Below are 15,949 nucleotides of genomic sequence, written 5' to 3'. Positions count from 1 at the left end.
TATTTTGAAGAATGATAAAAATAATACTTAATTATCAACATTTTATTCATGAGTAATACATATCAAATATACCTTATTTCCGACTCTACGGGTGAAACACTAGATAGAGTTTTTCTAGCAATTAAGGCTCAATTCAAAAACATAAAATATGATGTTAAATCTTATTTTTTTACAAGAACAGAAAATCAAGTTTCAAAAATAATGGATGAGGCAAAAAAAAATGATAATGCAATAATTTTATATACGATTGTTGACACTTCACTTGCAAAATTTTTAGCAAATAAAGGAGATGAAAAGAAAATTCCATGTTTTAGTGTTTTAGGAAATTTAATAATGAACTTCTCTAAACTTTTAAATCAAAAAGCATCTCACGTCCCAAGCGGACAACATGCTTTGAACGAAGAATATTATGAAAGAATAGAGGCCATCCAATTTACAATGGCTCATGATGATGGAAACCTTGTTGAAGATGTAGATAAAGCAGATTTGATATTATTGGGGGTAAGCAGAACAAGCAAAACACCAACATCAATTTATCTTGCTAACAGAGGTTATAAAACTTTAAATATTCCTTTGGTAAATGAGCAATCAATACCAGAAAGCTTAAAAAAGAATCCCAAACTTTCTTGTGTGGTTGGTTTAACAACCGAACCTCAGCGTCTAGTTGATATTAGAAAAAATAGAATGAATGCTCTTAAAGAAAAAGAAAATACAAACTATACAAATATTAGCAAAATCGAAAAAGAAATTAACGAAGCCAAAAAAACATTTACTAAATATAAATGGCCAACAATTGATGTTACTAGAAAATCAGTGGAAGAGACTGCAGCATCAATAATTAAAATATATGAAATAAAAAAAAATAATGGTTAAAGAAATAATACTTGCATCTAAAAGTGGTGTGAGAAAAAAAATTTTAGAGGAAAATAATGTTCAATTTAGGGTGGAGTCATCCAATGTGGATGAGGATAGCGTTAAAGAAAGTTTGTTAAAAGAAAAGGCAACTCCAACAATTATTTCAAAAAACCTAGCAGAATTAAAGGCCAATAAAATTAGCCAAAAATTTACAGAGGAAATAGTGCTTGGAGCAGATAGCGTAATAGATTTAGAGGGCGAAATAATCTCAAAACCAAATCATAGAGAAGAGGCACTAGAAATATTAAAAAGGATGAACGGAAAAACTCATCAATTGATAAGTTCAGTTTGTATCTCAAGGGGTGGATCGATGATATGGAATTACACTGATAAAGCCTCATTAACCATGAAAAATATGACTTTTTTAGAATTAGAGAACTACTTGAAAAAAATTTCTGATGAGGATCTCTATGCTTATAATGTTTATCAAATTGAAGGAGAGGGGAGAAACTTGTTTTCAAAGATAGAAGGAGATGAAGATACAATTATGGGCCTTCCTGTTAAAAAAATTAAAGAATATCTTAAAATTATAAAATGAAAAAAAATTTTTTAGTTATAGGAAATCCAATTGACCATAGCTTGTCACCAAAACTACACAATTACTGGATAAAAAAATATAAAATTGATGCAGTTTATGGAAAAAAGCTCTTAAATAGTAATGAGATAAAAGAATTAATTTTTAATATAAGAGAAGAAAAAATTCATGGAATAAATGTAACAGTACCATTCAAAAAAATAGTTATACCTTTTTTAGATGAATTAAGTGAAGAAGCAAAAATTTCTCAATCGGTAAACACAATCTTTAAAAAGGATAATAAAATTTTAGGCGATAACACTGATATTGAAGGTTTTAAACTTAGTTTAGAAAAAATAGAACAAGAAACTAAAAATAAAAAAGCCCTAATACTGGGGGCGGGTGGAGTTGTTCCTTCAATTATTACTGCGCTTAAAAAAATGCAAATTAAAAAAATTTATTTAAGTAATCGAACAGAATTAAAGGCAATAGAACTAAAGAGAAATTTTCCGGAAATTGAAATAATTAAATGGGGAGAAACTTTAGATTTTGATATAATCATAAACGCAACAAGTATTGGATTAAAAAAAGAAGATGAAATTAATATTAATTATCAACAAATAAGCAAAAATAAATTTTTTTATGATGTAATTTATAATCCACCAGAAACAAACTTTTTAAAAAATGCAAAAAAATATGGTGGAATAACAAAAAATGGTAAAATGATGTTTATTTATCAAGCTCAAAAAGCCTTTTTTATCTGGCATAAAGTTGTTCCAGAAGTAGACAATGAAACAATTAATCTTTTAGATGTATGATTAAAATTGCAGTTGTAGGAGATATTGGTTCTGGAAAAAGTCATATTGCTAAACTTTTTGGTTATCCAGTTTTTAATGCAGATCAAGAAGTAGCAAGCATATATAAAAAAAACAAAAATTGTTTTAGAAAATTAAAAAAAAATTTACCTAAATATTTTTCAGTATTTCCAGCAAACAAAATACAAATTATAAAAGCAATAGAAGACAGTGAAAAAAATTTAAAAAAAATTACAAAAATTATTCATCCAGAAGTTAGAAAGAAATTAAGTGTTTTTTTAAAAAAAAATAAAAAAAGAAAAGCTATAATTTTAGACATTCCTCTTTTATTAGAAAATAAATTAAACCAAAAAAGTGATATAATAGTTTTTGTTCAGTCAAAAAAAAGTGAAATTATAAAAAGACTAAAAAAAAGAGATAATTTTAATTTAAATTTATATAATCAATTTAAAAAAATACAGTTACCACTTAGTTATAAAAAGAAAAAAGCCAATCATGTTATTAAAAATAATTTTACCAATAAGCTTGTTAAGCAAAGTGTAAAAAAAATACTAAAAAAAATTATATAAAATGAAAGAAGTGATATTAGACACTGAAACAACAGGACTATCTGCTAGAGATGGACATAGAATTGTAGAAATTGGATGTATTGAGTTAGAAAATTTGATACCAACCAAAAATAGATTTCATTGTTATCTTAATCCTGAAAGAAAAGTTTCTGAAAAAGCCCTAGAAGTTCATGGTTATACGGATGAATTTTTATCTACTCACAAAAAGTTTGGAGATATAGTTGATGAGTTTTTGGGTTTTATAGAAAATAAGAGACTTGTAATACATAACGCTGAATTTGACCTATCTCACTTAAACAACGAATTATCATTGCTAGGTAAGGCAAAATTAAATAGTGAAAATGTTGTGGACACACTTACTTTAGCCAGGGATAAATTTCCAGGCTCTCCAATAAGTCTTGATGCGTTGTGTAAAAGATACAGAATAGATAACTCAAAAAGAATACAACATACTGCCCTTATTGACTGTGATCTATTAGCTAAAGTTTATATTAATCTTCTTGATCAAAAAGAACCAACTTTAAATTTTAAAAATGAAGATAATGAAAAAATAATAATAAACTCCAATGACACAAACCAGTATTATAAAAAAGTAGTTAAACCATCAGAGACAGAACTTAAACTTCATAAAGAATATCTAAAAAATAGTTTAAAGAAGAATTTTTTTAATTAGCTCTTTGTTTGTATAATTCAGTAAAATTAATTTTTTTTTCAAATTTTATTCCAGGATAGCCAGAGTCGGTTAATAAATTTAAAAATATTCTTTCTAAGTCAGGATAAATTTTATTAGGCACATCACATAGAATAATTTTTTCCATTTCTTTTTTATCAGAAACCTTTTCATCTACTTTAACTATAGATGTGTAAGTTATTTCAAAATGTGCTTTTTTTAAAATTTCAGGTTGGTCTGAAAATTTTATGATTGTGTTGACTTCAATAATTCCATCTTTTACTGCCTTTGAATTAATATCAATATTTAATCTATATTTAGAAATTTTATCTCTTACAAATATATGTGTTGGAGTGTCAGGTGTTTCACTCGACATATCTTTAATAAAGCTTCCAATAATTTTATAATTTTCTGTCATTTTCATCCTCTATATCTTCAAATTCACCATTAATAAAATCTTGTTTTTTATTTATAGGCTTTTTTTTAATTGATACTTTTTTAAATATCAATTTTCTTGTTGGTGGAAATATTATTAATAAACCTAGGAAGTCTGTAGCAAAACCAGGTAAAATCAAAAGTAAGGCTGCAAATGCTAAAGCAGCACCGGAAATAATTTCATAAACTGGCAGTTCATTTTTTACCATTTGAGACATCCCCGATTTTAGAGTGTTAAAGCCTTCATATCTGGCGTAGATAACCCCAAAAAAAGCCGTAATAAAGATAAGTAAAATGGTGTTAAAGGCGCCAATTTGAGAACCCAGCTTGATGAACAAATAAATCTCAACGATTGGAATACCAATTAATAATAATAAAAATGTGTTCATTTGTCCTTAGTCTAAATTGCTAGTTGTAATTAATCAACATAGTAAATATTATTAAATTATGAGTTATAGTTTTGAATACATAGATATTATTCTTTTAGCAATGATTGCTGGTTTTATTTTTCTTCGTCTAAGAGGAATACTTGGTAAAAAAACTGGTTTCGAAGGGAAAATTCCACCACAATTTGAAAAGGAATTTCAAAAAACAAATATAGCTCCAAAACCAGTTAGTGAAAACTTTGATGAAGTGTCACAAAAGGAATTTTTAAAAGGCGCTAAAATTGCTTATGAAACAATTATTACAGATTTTAGTGATAGTGACAACAAGCTGATAGCAAGCAAACCGCTTTTAAGTAAAAAAATTTATGATCAGTTTAAGGAGGCGCTTGAAGATAGAGCTAACAAAGGTCATTTTGCTGAAATAACTTTTATAGGGATTAAGTCAGCTGTAATTAAAACGCATAAAAAAATTGAAGATAGCTTAGAAGTTACAGTAGATTTTGTTAGTGAAATTATAACATGTATAAAAGATAAAGATAAAAATATTGTATCAGGGGATAGTGAGAAAATAAAAACTGTTTATGATACTTGGGTTTTTTCAAAAGACATTAAATCATCAAATCCAAATTGGTTATTAATTAATACTATTACCTAATTGATTAAGAAGATAACAGACAAAGATAAAGAAGATTGGGAAAACTTCCTAAATAATAAAAAAAAAATTCTTAATAAAAATTCTGTAAAACAAAAAGATATAAATAACCCAGACAAAAACATACAGGACTGGGAAAATTTTTTAAACACTAAAGAGAAAATTCCCAATAAAGATTTTATTCTTAAAAAAAATATAAGATACGAGAAGATAAAGAAAATAGATTTGCATGGTTACACTATTGAAGAAGCAAATAAGGCCATAGAACAATTTATTCAAAAATGTTTTGATGAAAATGTTACTAAAATAATAGTGATTACAGGCAAGGGACTAAGATCTAAAAATATAGAAAATCCTTATCTCTCAAAAGATTTGAGCATACTAAAATATTCAGTTCCAGAATTTATTGAAAAAAATAAAAGTTTAACACAGTTTATTATTCAAACAACAGATGCTAAGATTGAAGATGGTGGTAGTGGAGCTTTTTATATTTATCTTAAAAATAAAAACAAATTTAAAGAATAAATTTAGATAAATCTGTATCCTTAACAAGCTCATCTAGATTTTGTTTTACATAATTAGAATCTATTATAATTTTTTCACCAGCCCTATCTGTTGCTGTAAAACTAATATCATCTAATATTCTTTCTATAATAGTATGAAGTCTTCTAGCACCAATATTTTCTACAGTGTTATTAACTTCTGAAGCCATATTGGCAATTGCATCGATACCATCATCAGAAAATTCTAGCTCAACGTTTTCTGTTTTTAAAAGAGCAACATATTGTTTTATCAAACTATAGTCTGGTTCTTTAAGAATTCTTTTAAAGTCATCACTGGTTAAAGCTTCAAGTTCAACTCTTATTGGAAGTCTACCTTGTAACTCTGGAAGTAAGTCTGAAGGTTTAGCAAGCTGAAAGGCTCCAGAGGCAATAAATAAGATATGATCAGTTTTAATTGTACCGTACTTTGTACTTACTGTCGTTCCTTCAATTAAAGGAAGCAAATCCCTTTGTACTCCTTCTCTAGAAACATCTCCACCAGATCTATCTGTTCTTCCTGAAATTTTGTCTATTTCATCTAAAAAAACTATCCCATTATTTTCTGTTGAATCTTTTGCTGATTTTATAATTTTATCTTCTTCTATTAACTTGTCAGCTTCATCATTAATTAAAATTTCATGAGATTCTTTGACAGTCATTTTCTTCTTTTTCTGTTTATTACCAACAGATTTTCCAATCATCTCTCCAATATTTATCATTCCTATGTTTGCTCCAGGCATTCCAGGAATTTCAAATGCAGCTTGAGAGCCACTATTATTTACTTCAATTTCAATTTCGTTATCATCTAAATCACCATCTCTTAATCTTTTTCTAAAACTTTCTCTAGTAGCAAGACTTGCTTTATTTCCAACTAGAGCATCCAAAACCTTTTCTTCTGCTAACTTTTGTGCCTTTGTATGTACTTCTTTTCTTTTTTTTACTTTCTCCATTGCAATTGCAATTTCAAGAAGATCTCTTATGATTTGTTCAACATCTCTTCCAACATATCCAACTTCAGTAAATCTTGTAGCCTCCACCTTTACAAAAGGAGCTTCAGCTAACTTAGATAGTCTTCTAGAAATTTCTGTTTTACCAACTCCAGTTGGCCCAATCATTAAAATATTTTTAGGTAAAACTTCATTCTTCATTTCACCTTTTAAAGCTTGTCTTCTCCACCTATTTCTTAAAGCAATAGCCACTGCCTTTTTAGCTTTATTTTGTCCAACAACATATCTGTCTAATTCAGAAACTATTTCTCTAGGTGATAAAGAACTGACTAAAGAGTTATCTTTCTTTTCAGTTTTTTCTTTTGGGAAAGGTGTAACGTTTGTGTCTTCCATTAAATTTTTTCAATTTTAATATTATTATTAGTGAATACACAAATTTCAGATGCAACTTGAATTGCTTTTTTAGCAACTTCTTCAGCACTCAAATCTGTATCTAATAAAACTTTAGCAGCAGCCAAAGCATAATTTCCACCTGATCCTATACCTATGGCATCACCCTCTGGTTCTAACACATCACCTGTTCCAGAAATTATAAAACTATTTTCTTTATCACCAATTGCCATTAAAGCTTCAAGTCTTCTCAAGTATTTGTCAGTTCTCCAGTCTTTTGCTAACTCAACAGCTGCTCTTGGAAGATTACCAGCATGTTTTTCAAGTTTTGCCTCTAGTCTTTCAAACAAAGTTAGAGCATCTGCAGTTGATCCAGCAAATCCAGCTATTACATTTCTTTTTTCAATTTTTCTAACTTTTGCAGCAGTACTTTTTATAACAGTATTGCCCATACTAACTTGCCCGTCTCCTGCAACCACTACTTCATTGTTTTTTCTAATAAGTACTATTGTAGTCATAGATTATAAATGGATATTAATTTTTATTCTTCAAGTAGTAGATTGCAAATATTGATATAGTTAATTAATCCCTATATACATATTATATATTATGAGCAGAATTGGAAAAGTTTCCAGAAAAACAAAAGAAACCAGTATAAGTGTTGAAGTTAATATTGATGGGAAAGGTCAATATAAAATTGATACTGGAATAGGTTTTTTAGATCATATGCTTGAACAATTATCAAAGCATTCACTGATTGATTTAAAAGTTAAAGCAAAAGGTGACACTCATATAGATCTTCACCACACAACAGAAGATACTGGAATTGCTATAGGTGAGGCTTTAAAAAAAGCATTGAAAGATTTTAAAGGAATTAAGAGATACGCTCATGCAATGATTCCAATGGATGAAACATTAACAAGAGTTGCAATTGATGTTTCAAATAGACCTTATTTAATATGGAAAGTTAAATTAAAAGTAGAAAGACTTGGAGAGATGGACACAGAACTTTTTAAAGAATGGTTTCAAGCTTTTTCTCAATCAGCAGGAATAACTTTGCACATGGAAAATATTTATGGAGATAATAGCCATCATATAATTGAGTCTTGTTATAAGGCTCTTGCAAGATCATTAAGAACAGCTTTAGAGATAGACCCTAGAAATAAGAAGAGCATTCCGTCAACTAAAGGCTCATTATAAGTTTAATGAATGTCACAATTGTTGATTATAACTCAGGAAATATCAGCTCTGTAATAAATTCCTTTAAAGAAGTCGCTAAAGATAAAGTTAATATTGAAGTAACATCAGACTTAAATAAGATTAGATCAAGTGACAAGGTAGTATTGCCGGGACAGGGATCGTTTAAGAGCTGTGTTGATGCATTAAATGCTATAAATGGCTTAGTAGAAACACTCAATGAATTTGCAATAACCAATAAAAAACCTCTTCTAGGAATTTGTGTTGGTTTACAAATGTTCGCAAATTTTGGATATGAAGAAACTAAAACAAAAGGACTTGGTTGGATTTCAGGAAAAGTTTCAAAGATCGACAATCAAAATAATAAATTCAAACTTCCACACATTGGTTGGAATGAAATTAATATTGTTAAAGAAAGTAAGATTTTTAAGAACATAGAAAATAAGTCACATATGTATTTTGTACACAGCTACGAATTTATACCTGATGATAAAAGTGTAATTTCAGCAACAACAGATTATTCATCAAATATTGTTTGTTCAGTTGAAAAAGAAAATATCTACGGAACCCAGTTTCACCCTGAAAAGAGTGATAAATTGGGGCTTAAAATTATAGAAAATTTTTTAAATTTATAAATATGAAAATATTTCCAGCTATAGATATTAAAGACAAAAAATGTGTAAGATTAATTAAAGGGGACTTTAATAATAAAACTGAATATGAAATATCACCAGTTGATCAAGCTGGTAAATACAAAGATCATGGCTTTAAAAATTTACACATTGTTGATTTAGATGGTGCCTTAACGGGGGAGACAGTTAACCTGGATATTATTAAAGAAATAGTTCATAAATTTGATTTAAAAATTGAAGTAGGTGGAGGCGTTAGAAGCATTGATAGTATTGAAAAATACTTAGATGCAGGAGTTGAAAAAGTTATTTTAGGAAGCGCAGCTATTAAAGATAAAAATTTTTTAAAAGAAGCATGTAAAAAATTTCCAAACAAAATTGCCTTAGGTCTAGATGCTAAAGATGGTTACTTGTCAGTCTCAGGATGGAAGGAAAACTCTAATCAATTGACTTTAGATTTTTTAAAAGAAGTAAATGATTATGGTGCAAGCAGATTAATCTATACAGACATAAATAGAGATGGCACTAAACAAAGTCCTAATTTTGAAGAAACAATTAATGTTGCAAATGTATCTAATTGCCCAGTAATTATTTCAGGAGGAGTGTCTTCAATTGATGACATTAAAAAAGCAAAAGATTTAAAAAATATTGAAGGAATAATAGTTGGTAAAGCTATTTATGATGGTGATATTAAATTGGAAGAATTAGTAAAAGAATTAGATGCTTAAAAATAGAATTATACCCTGTTTAGATGTTAAAAATGGGAGAGTTGTTAAAGGAATTAACTTTGTAGATTTAAAAGATGCTGGCGATCCAGTTGAGCAAGCTAAAATTTATAGTGATGGTGGTGCTGATGAGATTTGTTTTTTAGACATTACTGCTTCCAATGAAAATAGAGACACAATATATGATGTGGTTGAAAGAACGTCTAAAAAATGTTTTGTGCCGTTAACGGTTGGGGGTGGGGTTAGAGGAGTTGAAGATATTAATAAATTATTAAATTGTGGCGCAGATAAAGTTTCAATCAATACTGCGGCAGTTCAAAACCCTGAAATGATAATTGAAAGTTCAAAAAAATTTGGATCACAGTGCATTGTTATTGCAATAGATGCTAAAAAAAATGGCAATAAATGGGAGGTTTTTACCCATGGTGGAAGAAACAACACAAATATAGATGCAACAGAATTTGCAAAAAAAATGGAAGATAATGGAGCAGGAGAATTATTAGTTACTTCTATGGATAGAGATGGCACCCAAATTGGTTATGATAATGATTTAATGTTTAAAATATCTTCAACAGTTAATATACCAGTGATTGCCTCTGGCGGAGTAGGTAACCTGGATCACCTTGTGGATGGTATTAGGCTTGGCAATGCTAGCGCTGTACTAGCAGCTTCAATCTTTCATTACGGAACACATTCAATTAATGAAGCTAAACAATATTTGAATTCAAAAGGAATTCCCGTTAGGATTTAGAGATGTCAGAAAATCTATTAAATTTAGTAAATACAATTAGAGACAGAAAAAATAAAGATGAAGATAAATCTTATACTTCATCATTATTGTCAGGTGGCCTGTCAAAATGTATAGATAAAATGGAAGAAGAATTTGATGAACTAAAAGAGGCCCTAAATGATAAATCTAATATAGTTCATGAAGCAGCAGATACAATATATCATATATTAGTTACACTTGAGGCAGCCGATATTAAGTTTGAAGACGTCTTAAAAGAGTTGGAAGACAGAAAAAAACAATCAGGTATTGAAGAAAAGAATAATAGATAATGAGTTACGACAAAAATAATATTTTTGCAAAAATTTTGAGAAAAGAAATTCCTTGTAAAAAAATATTTGAAAATGAACATGTTCTTTCTTTTCATGATATAAGTCCTCAAAAAAAAATACATGCACTAGTTATTCCAAAAGGTGAGTACATTGATTTAGATGATTTTAATGCTAGAGCTTCAGATCAAGAGATCGTTGCGTTAAGTAAAGCTATTACAGAAGTTTCGAAAATATTAAATATCTCAACAGACATGGGTAAAGGTTATAGAGCTTTAACAAATTTGAGTGAAGATGGCGGTCAAGAGGTTCCACATTTACACTTCCATTTATTTGGAGGAGAAAAAGTTGGAAAAATGGTTGAGTGACAGAAAAAATTTTCCGAAATTATTTAGAGATAAGATCTCTAGATGAATTAAAAGAAGTTAAGAGGCCTGCAGAGAATTACTCCGTAGAGCTTGTAGACCCAAAAGATTTTCAATTAAATAAATTTTTTTACAAATCTATTGGTAAGAACTGTCAATGGATTGATAGACTTATTTGGACAGACTTAAAATGGACAGATTACGTTTCTAATGACCAGTTATTTACATACATTCTTAAAGATAAAGGTGAAATAGCTGGCTATTTTGAACTATTATTTAATAAACAAAGCAAAGAAGCTGAAATTGCTTATTTTGGAATTTTAGAAGAATATTTTGGAAAAAAATTAGGAGGATATTTATTAAGTGAGGCAATTAAATGCTCATTTAATATGGGTGGTGTAAGAGTTTGGCTTCACACTTGTTCTCTAGATCACAAAAATGCATTAAAAAATTACCTAGCTAGAGGTATGAAGAATTTTAAGTCTGAAACCTTAATCAGATGATTAATTATTTTCAGGTAATTTAAAAATATTTCCATTTATCTCTTGGTTTTTTTTGATAGAAGAAATAAATGTTATTGATAAATTTTGATAAATATCTTCAGTTTGCCATCCAATTAAATTTAAATCTTTCTTATCAAAAAAAATATTAATTTCATTATTATTCTCAAAAATTTTAAAATTTAAATACTTATTATCAATATCCCTTGGCTCAAGTTCTTCTATTTTAGAAATTAGATATTCTTTATCTAGTAAAAATTCTAAAGGAGTTTTGTTAAGTGGGTAACGATAATAACTTCCCTTGTTACTGGTTTTAATAACTAAAGATTTCCCATTTGATACTAAATTCTTTTTATTGGGATTAATATAATCACAAAAAATTTTTTTAGGATATTCAATAATACATTTTCCATCTTCACTTTTATCATTAATTGTTTGTATAAAATTAAAACTTAAATTATTAGTAAGTTTCATTTGAGAAATTATTTTATCTTTTGGGGATGAGTTGGCTGGAAGATAAAAACTGAAAAACAATAAGATGATTATTACTTTAAGCATTAAAGAACATCTCTTTTACCAACATGATTAGCTTTACTCACAACCCCGTCAGCTTCCATCATATCAATAATTCTTGCTGCTCTATTATACCCTATTTGTAATTTTCTTTGTAAAAACGAGGTAGATGCTTTGCCCTCAGATCTAATAATATCAAGTGCAGCCTGGTACAACTCATCTTTATCCCCTGAGCCAGAAGCTTCTCCACTCAATTCTTTCTCATCAGCAAAATTTAAGATTTCATCTATATAATCTGGCTCTGCTTGACCTCTTAAATAATTATTAACTTTCTCAATTTCAGTTTCTGATACAAATGGAGCGTGAATTCTAACGATCTTATTTGCTGAAGACATATAAAGCATATCCCCCTTACCAAGTAGTTGCTCTGCACCTTGTTCACCTAAAATTGTTCTACTATCTATTTTTGAGGTTACTTGAAAAGATATTCTTGTAGGAAAATTTGCCTTAATAGTTCCTGTAATAACATCAACACTTGGTCGTTGTGTGGCCATTATAATGTGAATTCCAGCAGCTCTAGCCATTTGTGATAATTTTTGAATATAATTTTCTATCTCTTTACCAGCAACAAGCATTAGGTCAGACATTTCATCTACTACAACAACAATATAGGGCATAGCCAAAGTGTGCTTAGTATTATAGCCATCAATATTACGCACTCCTTCTTTGGTCATAAGTCGGTATCTATTTTCCATCTCTTTAACAACCCAACCTAAGACAGAAGCAGCTTTCTTTGCCTCAGTAATCACAGGACACAATAAGTGAGGTATGCCTTCATAGGTTGATAGTTCAAGCATTTTAGGATCGATTAGTATGAACTTACATTTGTCTGGTGTGTGCCTGTAGAGTAAAGACAAGATAATAGTATTTATACAAACAGATTTACCTGATCCAGTAGTTCCAGCAATTAATAAGTGAGGCATAGAAGCTAAGTCTCCAACAATAGGAACACCGGAAATGTTCTTACCAAGTGCAATTGGTAATCGAATATCTTTTTTATTAAAATCAGAGTTAGAGAGTATTTCACTTAAATAAACATTCTCACGACTAGAATTCGGAAGCTCTATACCGATGGTGCTACGTCCTGGAATAGTAGCAATTCTTGCTGATTCAGAGCTAGTATTTCGAGCAATATCATCTGAGAGATTTATAATTTTTGATACTTTAACACCTGCTGCTGGCTCAAATTCATTTAGTGTTACTACAGGGCCATGACTAACCTTCTTTATATCCCCACTTACCCCAAAATCTAATAAGATTTTTTCTAAAAATTCACTATCAATATAATCTTCATCTTTTAGTTTCCCCCTATCTTTTTGTGTTGGGACTTTAAGTAAGTCGATAGTAGGTAGTTTGAAGCGAATTTTTTTACTTGGAGATTTATTTTCACTTTTTATAAAAGGTAAATCTTCTTGAATTAAATTTGTAATTTCTTCTTGTGGTATAAATTCACTAATTATCTCATTTTCATTAGTATAACTCTTTTCTTTTTTTATAAAGATTAATTTAAAAAGTTTTTTTATCAATTTATAAAAATAAGTAATTTTAAATTGGATACTAATTAAAAATAAAATTAAAATAATTAAAATTAAAAAGTAATAAGAAATTTGAGGATTAATATTAATTAAAGAAGTTAAAAAAGTTGTTTCTAAATATTTTCCAATAAAACCACCATTTCCATTAATATAAAGTTTGAAGGCAGTAGGGTAAAAAAAAGAAAAAAATAGAGAACCAAATGAAGAATAAAGAACTGAATAAAAAATACTTTCAAATATCAAAAAAATTTTCTTATTCAGAACTATATTTATGCCAGAAAATATGAGCGTAAATGGAATTAATAAAGAAATGAGTCCAAAGGTTTGAAAAAAAAGATCAGCTGTGTAACTTCCATTAAAACCAAGCAAATTTTTAATTTCTGTATTATCTGGGAAAATAAAATTAGGGTCATCAGGAGAAAAAGTTGCAAGGGAAACCAGCAAAAGAAGACCAATTATAACAAAAGCAATTCCAGCAGTTTCTATAATTCTGTTTATACCGAAATTAATTGTATTGTTGGCTAATTTTTTAAATTCCATAAATAAATGAGTCTAATTAATCACTTTGTATCATCTAATTTTTATTGTTAAAATTAAAATTATTATGAATGTTTGTATTATTGGTGAAGGTCTAACTGCTCTATCTTTAGCTAAAAACCTTATAAATAAAAAAATAAATGTTCATTATTATTATAAAAGTAGAAATAGTAATTTTTCCTCCAATAGAACAATAGGAATATCTAAAAGTAATTTTGAATTTTTCAAAGAAAAAATTTTTCAAATTTCAAAAAATAATTACTGGAAAATAAGTAGAATAGAAATTTATACTGATAAAATTGATACAGAAAATTTATTAAAATTTGAAAATGATAAAAATGATCTATTTTATATTATAAAAAATGATGAGCTTCTAAAATCGTTAAATAGTAACCTTATTAAAAGTAAATTTTTTAAAAAAATAATATTAAGCAAAAATATTAATGAGGAGTTTTTAAATAAAAAAGAATATGATTTAATAATAAATTGTGATGCAAATAATTTTTTAGCAAAAAAGTACTTCACTAAAAAAATTAGTAAAAATTATTATAATCTTGCTTATACCACTATTTTAAAACATAAAAAAATAGTGAATAATACAGCAACTCAAATTTTTACAAAGCAAGGTCCAATTGCATTTTTACCAATCTCTAGTACTGAAACATCTGTAGTATACTCAATAGATATTAAGAATAAAAAATTTAATAATAGCGATGTAATAGATTTAATTAATAAAAATAACCCCAAATATCTAATCTATAAAATTAATAAATTAAATAGTTTCGAGTTGAGTTCTTCAAATTTAAGAAACTATTATCATAAAAATATCTTAGCTTTTGGAGACATGCTTCACAGAGTACACCCATTAGCAGGACAAGGATTTAATATGACAATACGAGATCTTAGAATTCTAACTAAAATTATTGAAGACAAAATTGAATTAGGTATGCAGTTAGATTCACAGATATTTGATGAATTTGAAAAAAAAACAAAAGATAAAAACTTTGTTTTTTCTAAAGCCATAGACTTAATTTATGAATCTTTTAATTTAGATAAAAAAGTTCAAAATAAAAGCTTTAGCAAAATTCTTAAAAGAATTGGAAAAAACAAAAATCTAAATAATTATTTTATTAAACTAGCGGATGCAGGAATAAATTTTTAAGTTTACTGAATAGTTGTATTGTGAAAATCATCAAAACTATAAGTACTTAATATTTCTGAAATTCTATCTTTTCTTGCTTCTAAATTTTTACTTTCTAATAAAATTTGTTTTTCTTCTAGTGAAAAAGGAGATGCCATTGCTAGAGCATTTATCGTTTCATTCAAATCTTGTTTCTCTAAAGATTTCCAATTTATAATATATCCTTTTTTTTCAAATAATAATTTTAAATCTTTAAATATTGACTCTAGATCAGAAAATTTTAATTTCTTTTTTTCAGAAGTTAAATCTAGCTCAAAATTATCATAAGTAGTTTCGCAAATACGATAAGGTTTTGAACTTTTAATTTCTTTAGTTACTTCAAACCGCGTTATACCATTTAGATCAATCATGTATCTACCATCTGATGTATCTTTAAAATTGGTTATTTTACCTAAACAGCCAACCTTATGAAGACCAGGGATTGAACTATCATCATTATTTTTTGGTTGAATCAAACCAATCATCTTGTTTGTTTTCATACTATCATTAATCATTTCAATATATCTTGGTTCAAATATATTTAATGGAACTGTTGTATGAGGAAATATAATAAAGTTACTTAATGGAAATACAGGGATAGTTTTTGGTAAATCTTGTTTTTTCATTCTTTCTTTTAGCAAATTTTTGAAAATCTATATACCAATGAAACACTTTATTATTGATTGAACTAAAAAAACCATCTATTTATAGTGTCTTTTATAAGCGGGTCTAGCTCATTGGTAGAGCGAATCGTTGCCAACGATTAGGTAGAGGGTTCGATTCCCTTGACCCGCTCCAAAATTTTGAAACATATTAA

22 protein-coding genes and 1 tRNA gene are annotated in these 15,949 nt (G+C 28.0%); 16 read left to right on the top strand and 7 right to left on the bottom strand.

Annotation, left to right across the window (positions count from 1 at the left end):
- Window positions 1-48: 48 nt before the first annotated feature.
- From AC5SL9_RS06695 to dnaQ, 5 genes are read left to right on the top strand one after another with little or no spacing between them, the layout of a single operon-like run.
- Window positions 49-873 (top strand): pyruvate, water dikinase regulatory protein, encoded by an 825-nt coding sequence (locus AC5SL9_RS06695; RefSeq protein WP_020168957.1) that lies wholly within the window; start codon window positions 49-51, stop codon window positions 871-873.
- Window positions 866-1,453, top strand: coding sequence for a Maf family protein (locus AC5SL9_RS06690; protein WP_494574028.1), 588 nt, complete (start codon window positions 866-868; stop codon window positions 1,451-1,453). Before AC5SL9_RS06695 ends, AC5SL9_RS06690 begins: the two co-directional genes overlap by 8 nt.
- Window positions 1,450-2,247, top strand: coding sequence for a shikimate dehydrogenase (aroE, locus tag AC5SL9_RS06685; RefSeq protein WP_494574027.1), 798 nt, complete (start codon window positions 1,450-1,452; stop codon window positions 2,245-2,247). Before AC5SL9_RS06690 ends, aroE begins: the two co-directional genes overlap by 4 nt.
- On the top strand, window positions 2,244-2,813 hold the full coding sequence (gene coaE, locus AC5SL9_RS06680) for a dephospho-CoA kinase (protein ID WP_494574026.1): 570 nt from the start codon (window positions 2,244-2,246) through the stop codon (window positions 2,811-2,813). The genes aroE and coaE overlap by 4 nt, the downstream gene beginning before the upstream one ends.
- Before the next feature lies 1 nt (window position 2,814).
- On the top strand, window positions 2,815-3,486 hold the full coding sequence (gene dnaQ, locus AC5SL9_RS06675; RefSeq protein WP_494574025.1) for a DNA polymerase III subunit epsilon: 672 nt from the start codon (window positions 2,815-2,817) through the stop codon (window positions 3,484-3,486).
- On the opposite strand, the gene AC5SL9_RS06670 is transcribed toward dnaQ, so the two are convergent.
- Together AC5SL9_RS06670 and AC5SL9_RS06665 are read right to left on the bottom strand one after the other, a co-directional pair.
- Window positions 3,479-3,901 (bottom strand): protein-export chaperone SecB, encoded by a 423-nt coding sequence (locus AC5SL9_RS06670; protein WP_271480204.1) that lies wholly within the window; start codon window positions 3,899-3,901, stop codon window positions 3,479-3,481. The two genes, dnaQ and AC5SL9_RS06670, sit on opposite strands and share 8 nt — an antisense overlap.
- Entirely contained in the window at window positions 3,885-4,307 is a 423-nt protein-coding gene (locus AC5SL9_RS06665) for an FxsA family protein (RefSeq protein WP_494574024.1), read from the bottom strand. The genes AC5SL9_RS06670 and AC5SL9_RS06665 overlap by 17 nt, the downstream gene beginning before the upstream one ends.
- A gap of 58 nt (window positions 4,308-4,365) precedes the next feature.
- Here AC5SL9_RS06665 and AC5SL9_RS06660 point away from each other — a divergent pair, with 58 nt between their 5' ends.
- Both AC5SL9_RS06660 and AC5SL9_RS06655 read left to right on the top strand, forming a co-directional pair.
- Window positions 4,366-4,959 carry a Tim44/TimA family putative adaptor protein gene (locus tag AC5SL9_RS06660; protein WP_271742108.1) on the top strand — a complete coding sequence of 198 codons (594 nt, stop codon included), beginning with the start codon at window positions 4,366-4,368 and terminating at the stop codon, window positions 4,957-4,959.
- On the top strand, window positions 4,960-5,481 hold the full coding sequence (locus tag AC5SL9_RS06655) for a Smr/MutS family protein (RefSeq protein ID WP_494574023.1): 522 nt from the start codon (window positions 4,960-4,962) through the stop codon (window positions 5,479-5,481).
- On the opposite strand, the gene hslU is transcribed toward AC5SL9_RS06655, so the two are convergent.
- Both hslU and hslV read right to left on the bottom strand, forming a co-directional pair.
- On the bottom strand, window positions 5,471-6,838 hold the full coding sequence (hslU, locus tag AC5SL9_RS06650; protein WP_271499265.1) for an ATP-dependent protease ATPase subunit HslU: 1,368 nt from the start codon (window positions 6,836-6,838) through the stop codon (window positions 5,471-5,473). The genes AC5SL9_RS06655 and hslU overlap by 11 nt on opposite strands.
- Complete coding sequence (gene hslV / locus AC5SL9_RS06645; RefSeq protein WP_006997574.1) at window positions 6,838-7,353, bottom strand: ATP-dependent protease subunit HslV; 516 nt, start codon at window positions 7,351-7,353, stop codon at window positions 6,838-6,840. Before hslV ends, hslU begins: the two co-directional genes overlap by 1 nt.
- Before the next feature lie 91 nt (window positions 7,354-7,444).
- On the opposite strand from hslV, the gene hisB reads away from it, so the two are divergent.
- From hisB to AC5SL9_RS06610, 7 genes are read left to right on the top strand one after another with little or no spacing between them, the layout of a single operon-like run.
- A complete protein-coding gene (hisB, locus tag AC5SL9_RS06640) occupies window positions 7,445-8,035 on the top strand; it encodes an imidazoleglycerol-phosphate dehydratase HisB (RefSeq protein ID WP_018413686.1) in 591 nt (196 codons plus the stop codon).
- Window positions 8,036-8,040: 5 nt separating this feature from the next.
- Entirely contained in the window at window positions 8,041-8,667 is a 627-nt protein-coding gene (gene hisH, locus AC5SL9_RS06635; protein WP_494574022.1) for an imidazole glycerol phosphate synthase subunit HisH, read from the top strand.
- Between the two features lie 2 nt (window positions 8,668-8,669).
- A complete protein-coding gene (gene hisA / locus AC5SL9_RS06630; RefSeq protein WP_494574021.1) occupies window positions 8,670-9,389 on the top strand; it encodes a 1-(5-phosphoribosyl)-5-[(5-phosphoribosylamino)methylideneamino]imidazole-4-carboxamide isomerase in 720 nt (239 codons plus the stop codon).
- A complete protein-coding gene (gene hisF, locus AC5SL9_RS06625) occupies window positions 9,382-10,137 on the top strand; it encodes an imidazole glycerol phosphate synthase subunit HisF (protein WP_494574020.1) in 756 nt (251 codons plus the stop codon). Before hisA ends, hisF begins: the two co-directional genes overlap by 8 nt.
- Before the next feature lie 2 nt (window positions 10,138-10,139).
- The gene (gene hisE / locus AC5SL9_RS06620) at window positions 10,140-10,445 is read left to right on the top strand and encodes a phosphoribosyl-ATP diphosphatase (RefSeq protein ID WP_018413682.1); all 306 of its coding nucleotides are present in this window, start codon (window positions 10,140-10,142) and stop codon (window positions 10,443-10,445) included.
- A complete protein-coding gene (locus AC5SL9_RS06615) occupies window positions 10,445-10,810 on the top strand; it encodes an HIT domain-containing protein (protein ID WP_494574019.1) in 366 nt (121 codons plus the stop codon). Before hisE ends, AC5SL9_RS06615 begins: the two co-directional genes overlap by 1 nt.
- The gene (locus AC5SL9_RS06610; RefSeq protein WP_271726606.1) at window positions 10,807-11,310 is read left to right on the top strand and encodes a GNAT family N-acetyltransferase; all 504 of its coding nucleotides are present in this window, start codon (window positions 10,807-10,809) and stop codon (window positions 11,308-11,310) included. The genes AC5SL9_RS06615 and AC5SL9_RS06610 overlap by 4 nt, the downstream gene beginning before the upstream one ends.
- On the opposite strand, the gene AC5SL9_RS06605 is transcribed toward AC5SL9_RS06610, so the two are convergent.
- Window positions 11,311-11,865: a LolA family protein gene (locus AC5SL9_RS06605; protein ID WP_494574018.1), complete on the bottom strand. Its 555-nt coding sequence runs from the start codon at window positions 11,863-11,865 to the stop codon at window positions 11,311-11,313.
- On the bottom strand, window positions 11,865-13,955 hold the full coding sequence (locus AC5SL9_RS06600; RefSeq protein ID WP_494574017.1) for an FtsK/SpoIIIE family DNA translocase: 2,091 nt from the start codon (window positions 13,953-13,955) through the stop codon (window positions 11,865-11,867). The genes AC5SL9_RS06605 and AC5SL9_RS06600 overlap by 1 nt, the downstream gene beginning before the upstream one ends.
- A 64-nt stretch (window positions 13,956-14,019) precedes the next feature.
- Between AC5SL9_RS06600 and AC5SL9_RS06595 the strand changes: the two genes are divergently transcribed.
- Window positions 14,020-15,114: an FAD-dependent monooxygenase gene (locus AC5SL9_RS06595; RefSeq protein WP_494574016.1), complete on the top strand. Its 1,095-nt coding sequence runs from the start codon at window positions 14,020-14,022 to the stop codon at window positions 15,112-15,114.
- A gap of 2 nt (window positions 15,115-15,116) precedes the next feature.
- On the opposite strand, the gene AC5SL9_RS06590 is transcribed toward AC5SL9_RS06595, so the two are convergent.
- Window positions 15,117-15,758 carry an LON peptidase substrate-binding domain-containing protein gene (locus AC5SL9_RS06590; protein WP_494574015.1) on the bottom strand — a complete coding sequence of 214 codons (642 nt, stop codon included), beginning with the start codon at window positions 15,756-15,758 and terminating at the stop codon, window positions 15,117-15,119.
- Between the two features lie 97 nt (window positions 15,759-15,855).
- Between AC5SL9_RS06590 and AC5SL9_RS06585 the strand changes: the two genes are divergently transcribed.
- Window positions 15,856-15,930: transfer RNA gene (locus AC5SL9_RS06585), tRNA-Gly, on the top strand.
- Window positions 15,931-15,949 lie beyond the last annotated feature (19 nt).

The sequence above is a fragment of the Candidatus Pelagibacter sp. PS_37 genome (assembly GCF_059417825.1).
Note: the sequence above shows the minus strand (reverse complement) of the source record. Positions and strands in the feature narration are given on the sequence as shown.

Excerpts from the sequence above, each read along its gene's own strand:
- AC5SL9_RS06695 (WP_020168957.1), top strand. The coding sequence starts at position 49 with ATGAGTAATACATATCAAATATACCTTATTTCCGACTCTACGGGTGAA.
- AC5SL9_RS06690 (WP_494574028.1), top strand. The coding sequence starts at position 866 with ATGGTTAAAGAAATAATACTTGCATCTAAAAGTGGTGTGAGAAAAAAA.
- aroE (WP_494574027.1), top strand. The coding sequence starts at position 1,450 with ATGAAAAAAAATTTTTTAGTTATAGGAAATCCAATTGACCATAGCTTG.
- coaE (WP_494574026.1), top strand. The coding sequence starts at position 2,244 with ATGATTAAAATTGCAGTTGTAGGAGATATTGGTTCTGGAAAAAGTCAT.
- dnaQ (WP_494574025.1), top strand. The coding sequence starts at position 2,815 with ATGAAAGAAGTGATATTAGACACTGAAACAACAGGACTATCTGCTAGA.
- AC5SL9_RS06670 (WP_271480204.1), bottom strand. The coding sequence starts at position 3,901 with ATGACAGAAAATTATAAAATTATTGGAAGCTTTATTAAAGATATGTCG.
- AC5SL9_RS06665 (WP_494574024.1), bottom strand. The coding sequence starts at position 4,307 with ATGAACACATTTTTATTATTATTAATTGGTATTCCAATCGTTGAGATT.
- AC5SL9_RS06660 (WP_271742108.1), top strand. The coding sequence starts at position 4,366 with ATGAGTTATAGTTTTGAATACATAGATATTATTCTTTTAGCAATGATT.
- hslU (WP_271499265.1), bottom strand. The coding sequence starts at position 6,838 with ATGGAAGACACAAACGTTACACCTTTCCCAAAAGAAAAAACTGAAAAG.
- hslV (WP_006997574.1), bottom strand. The coding sequence starts at position 7,353 with ATGACTACAATAGTACTTATTAGAAAAAACAATGAAGTAGTGGTTGCA.
- hisB (WP_018413686.1), top strand. The coding sequence starts at position 7,445 with ATGAGCAGAATTGGAAAAGTTTCCAGAAAAACAAAAGAAACCAGTATA.
- hisH (WP_494574022.1), top strand. The coding sequence starts at position 8,041 with ATGAATGTCACAATTGTTGATTATAACTCAGGAAATATCAGCTCTGTA.
- hisA (WP_494574021.1), top strand. The coding sequence starts at position 8,670 with ATGAAAATATTTCCAGCTATAGATATTAAAGACAAAAAATGTGTAAGA.
- hisF (WP_494574020.1), top strand. The coding sequence starts at position 9,382 with ATGCTTAAAAATAGAATTATACCCTGTTTAGATGTTAAAAATGGGAGA.
- hisE (WP_018413682.1), top strand. The coding sequence starts at position 10,140 with ATGTCAGAAAATCTATTAAATTTAGTAAATACAATTAGAGACAGAAAA.
- AC5SL9_RS06615 (WP_494574019.1), top strand. The coding sequence starts at position 10,445 with ATGAGTTACGACAAAAATAATATTTTTGCAAAAATTTTGAGAAAAGAA.
- AC5SL9_RS06605 (WP_494574018.1), bottom strand. The coding sequence starts at position 11,865 with ATGCTTAAAGTAATAATCATCTTATTGTTTTTCAGTTTTTATCTTCCA.
- AC5SL9_RS06600 (WP_494574017.1), bottom strand. The coding sequence starts at position 13,955 with ATGGAATTTAAAAAATTAGCCAACAATACAATTAATTTCGGTATAAAC.
- AC5SL9_RS06595 (WP_494574016.1), top strand. The coding sequence starts at position 14,020 with ATGAATGTTTGTATTATTGGTGAAGGTCTAACTGCTCTATCTTTAGCT.
- AC5SL9_RS06590 (WP_494574015.1), bottom strand. The coding sequence starts at position 15,758 with ATGAAAAAACAAGATTTACCAAAAACTATCCCTGTATTTCCATTAAGT.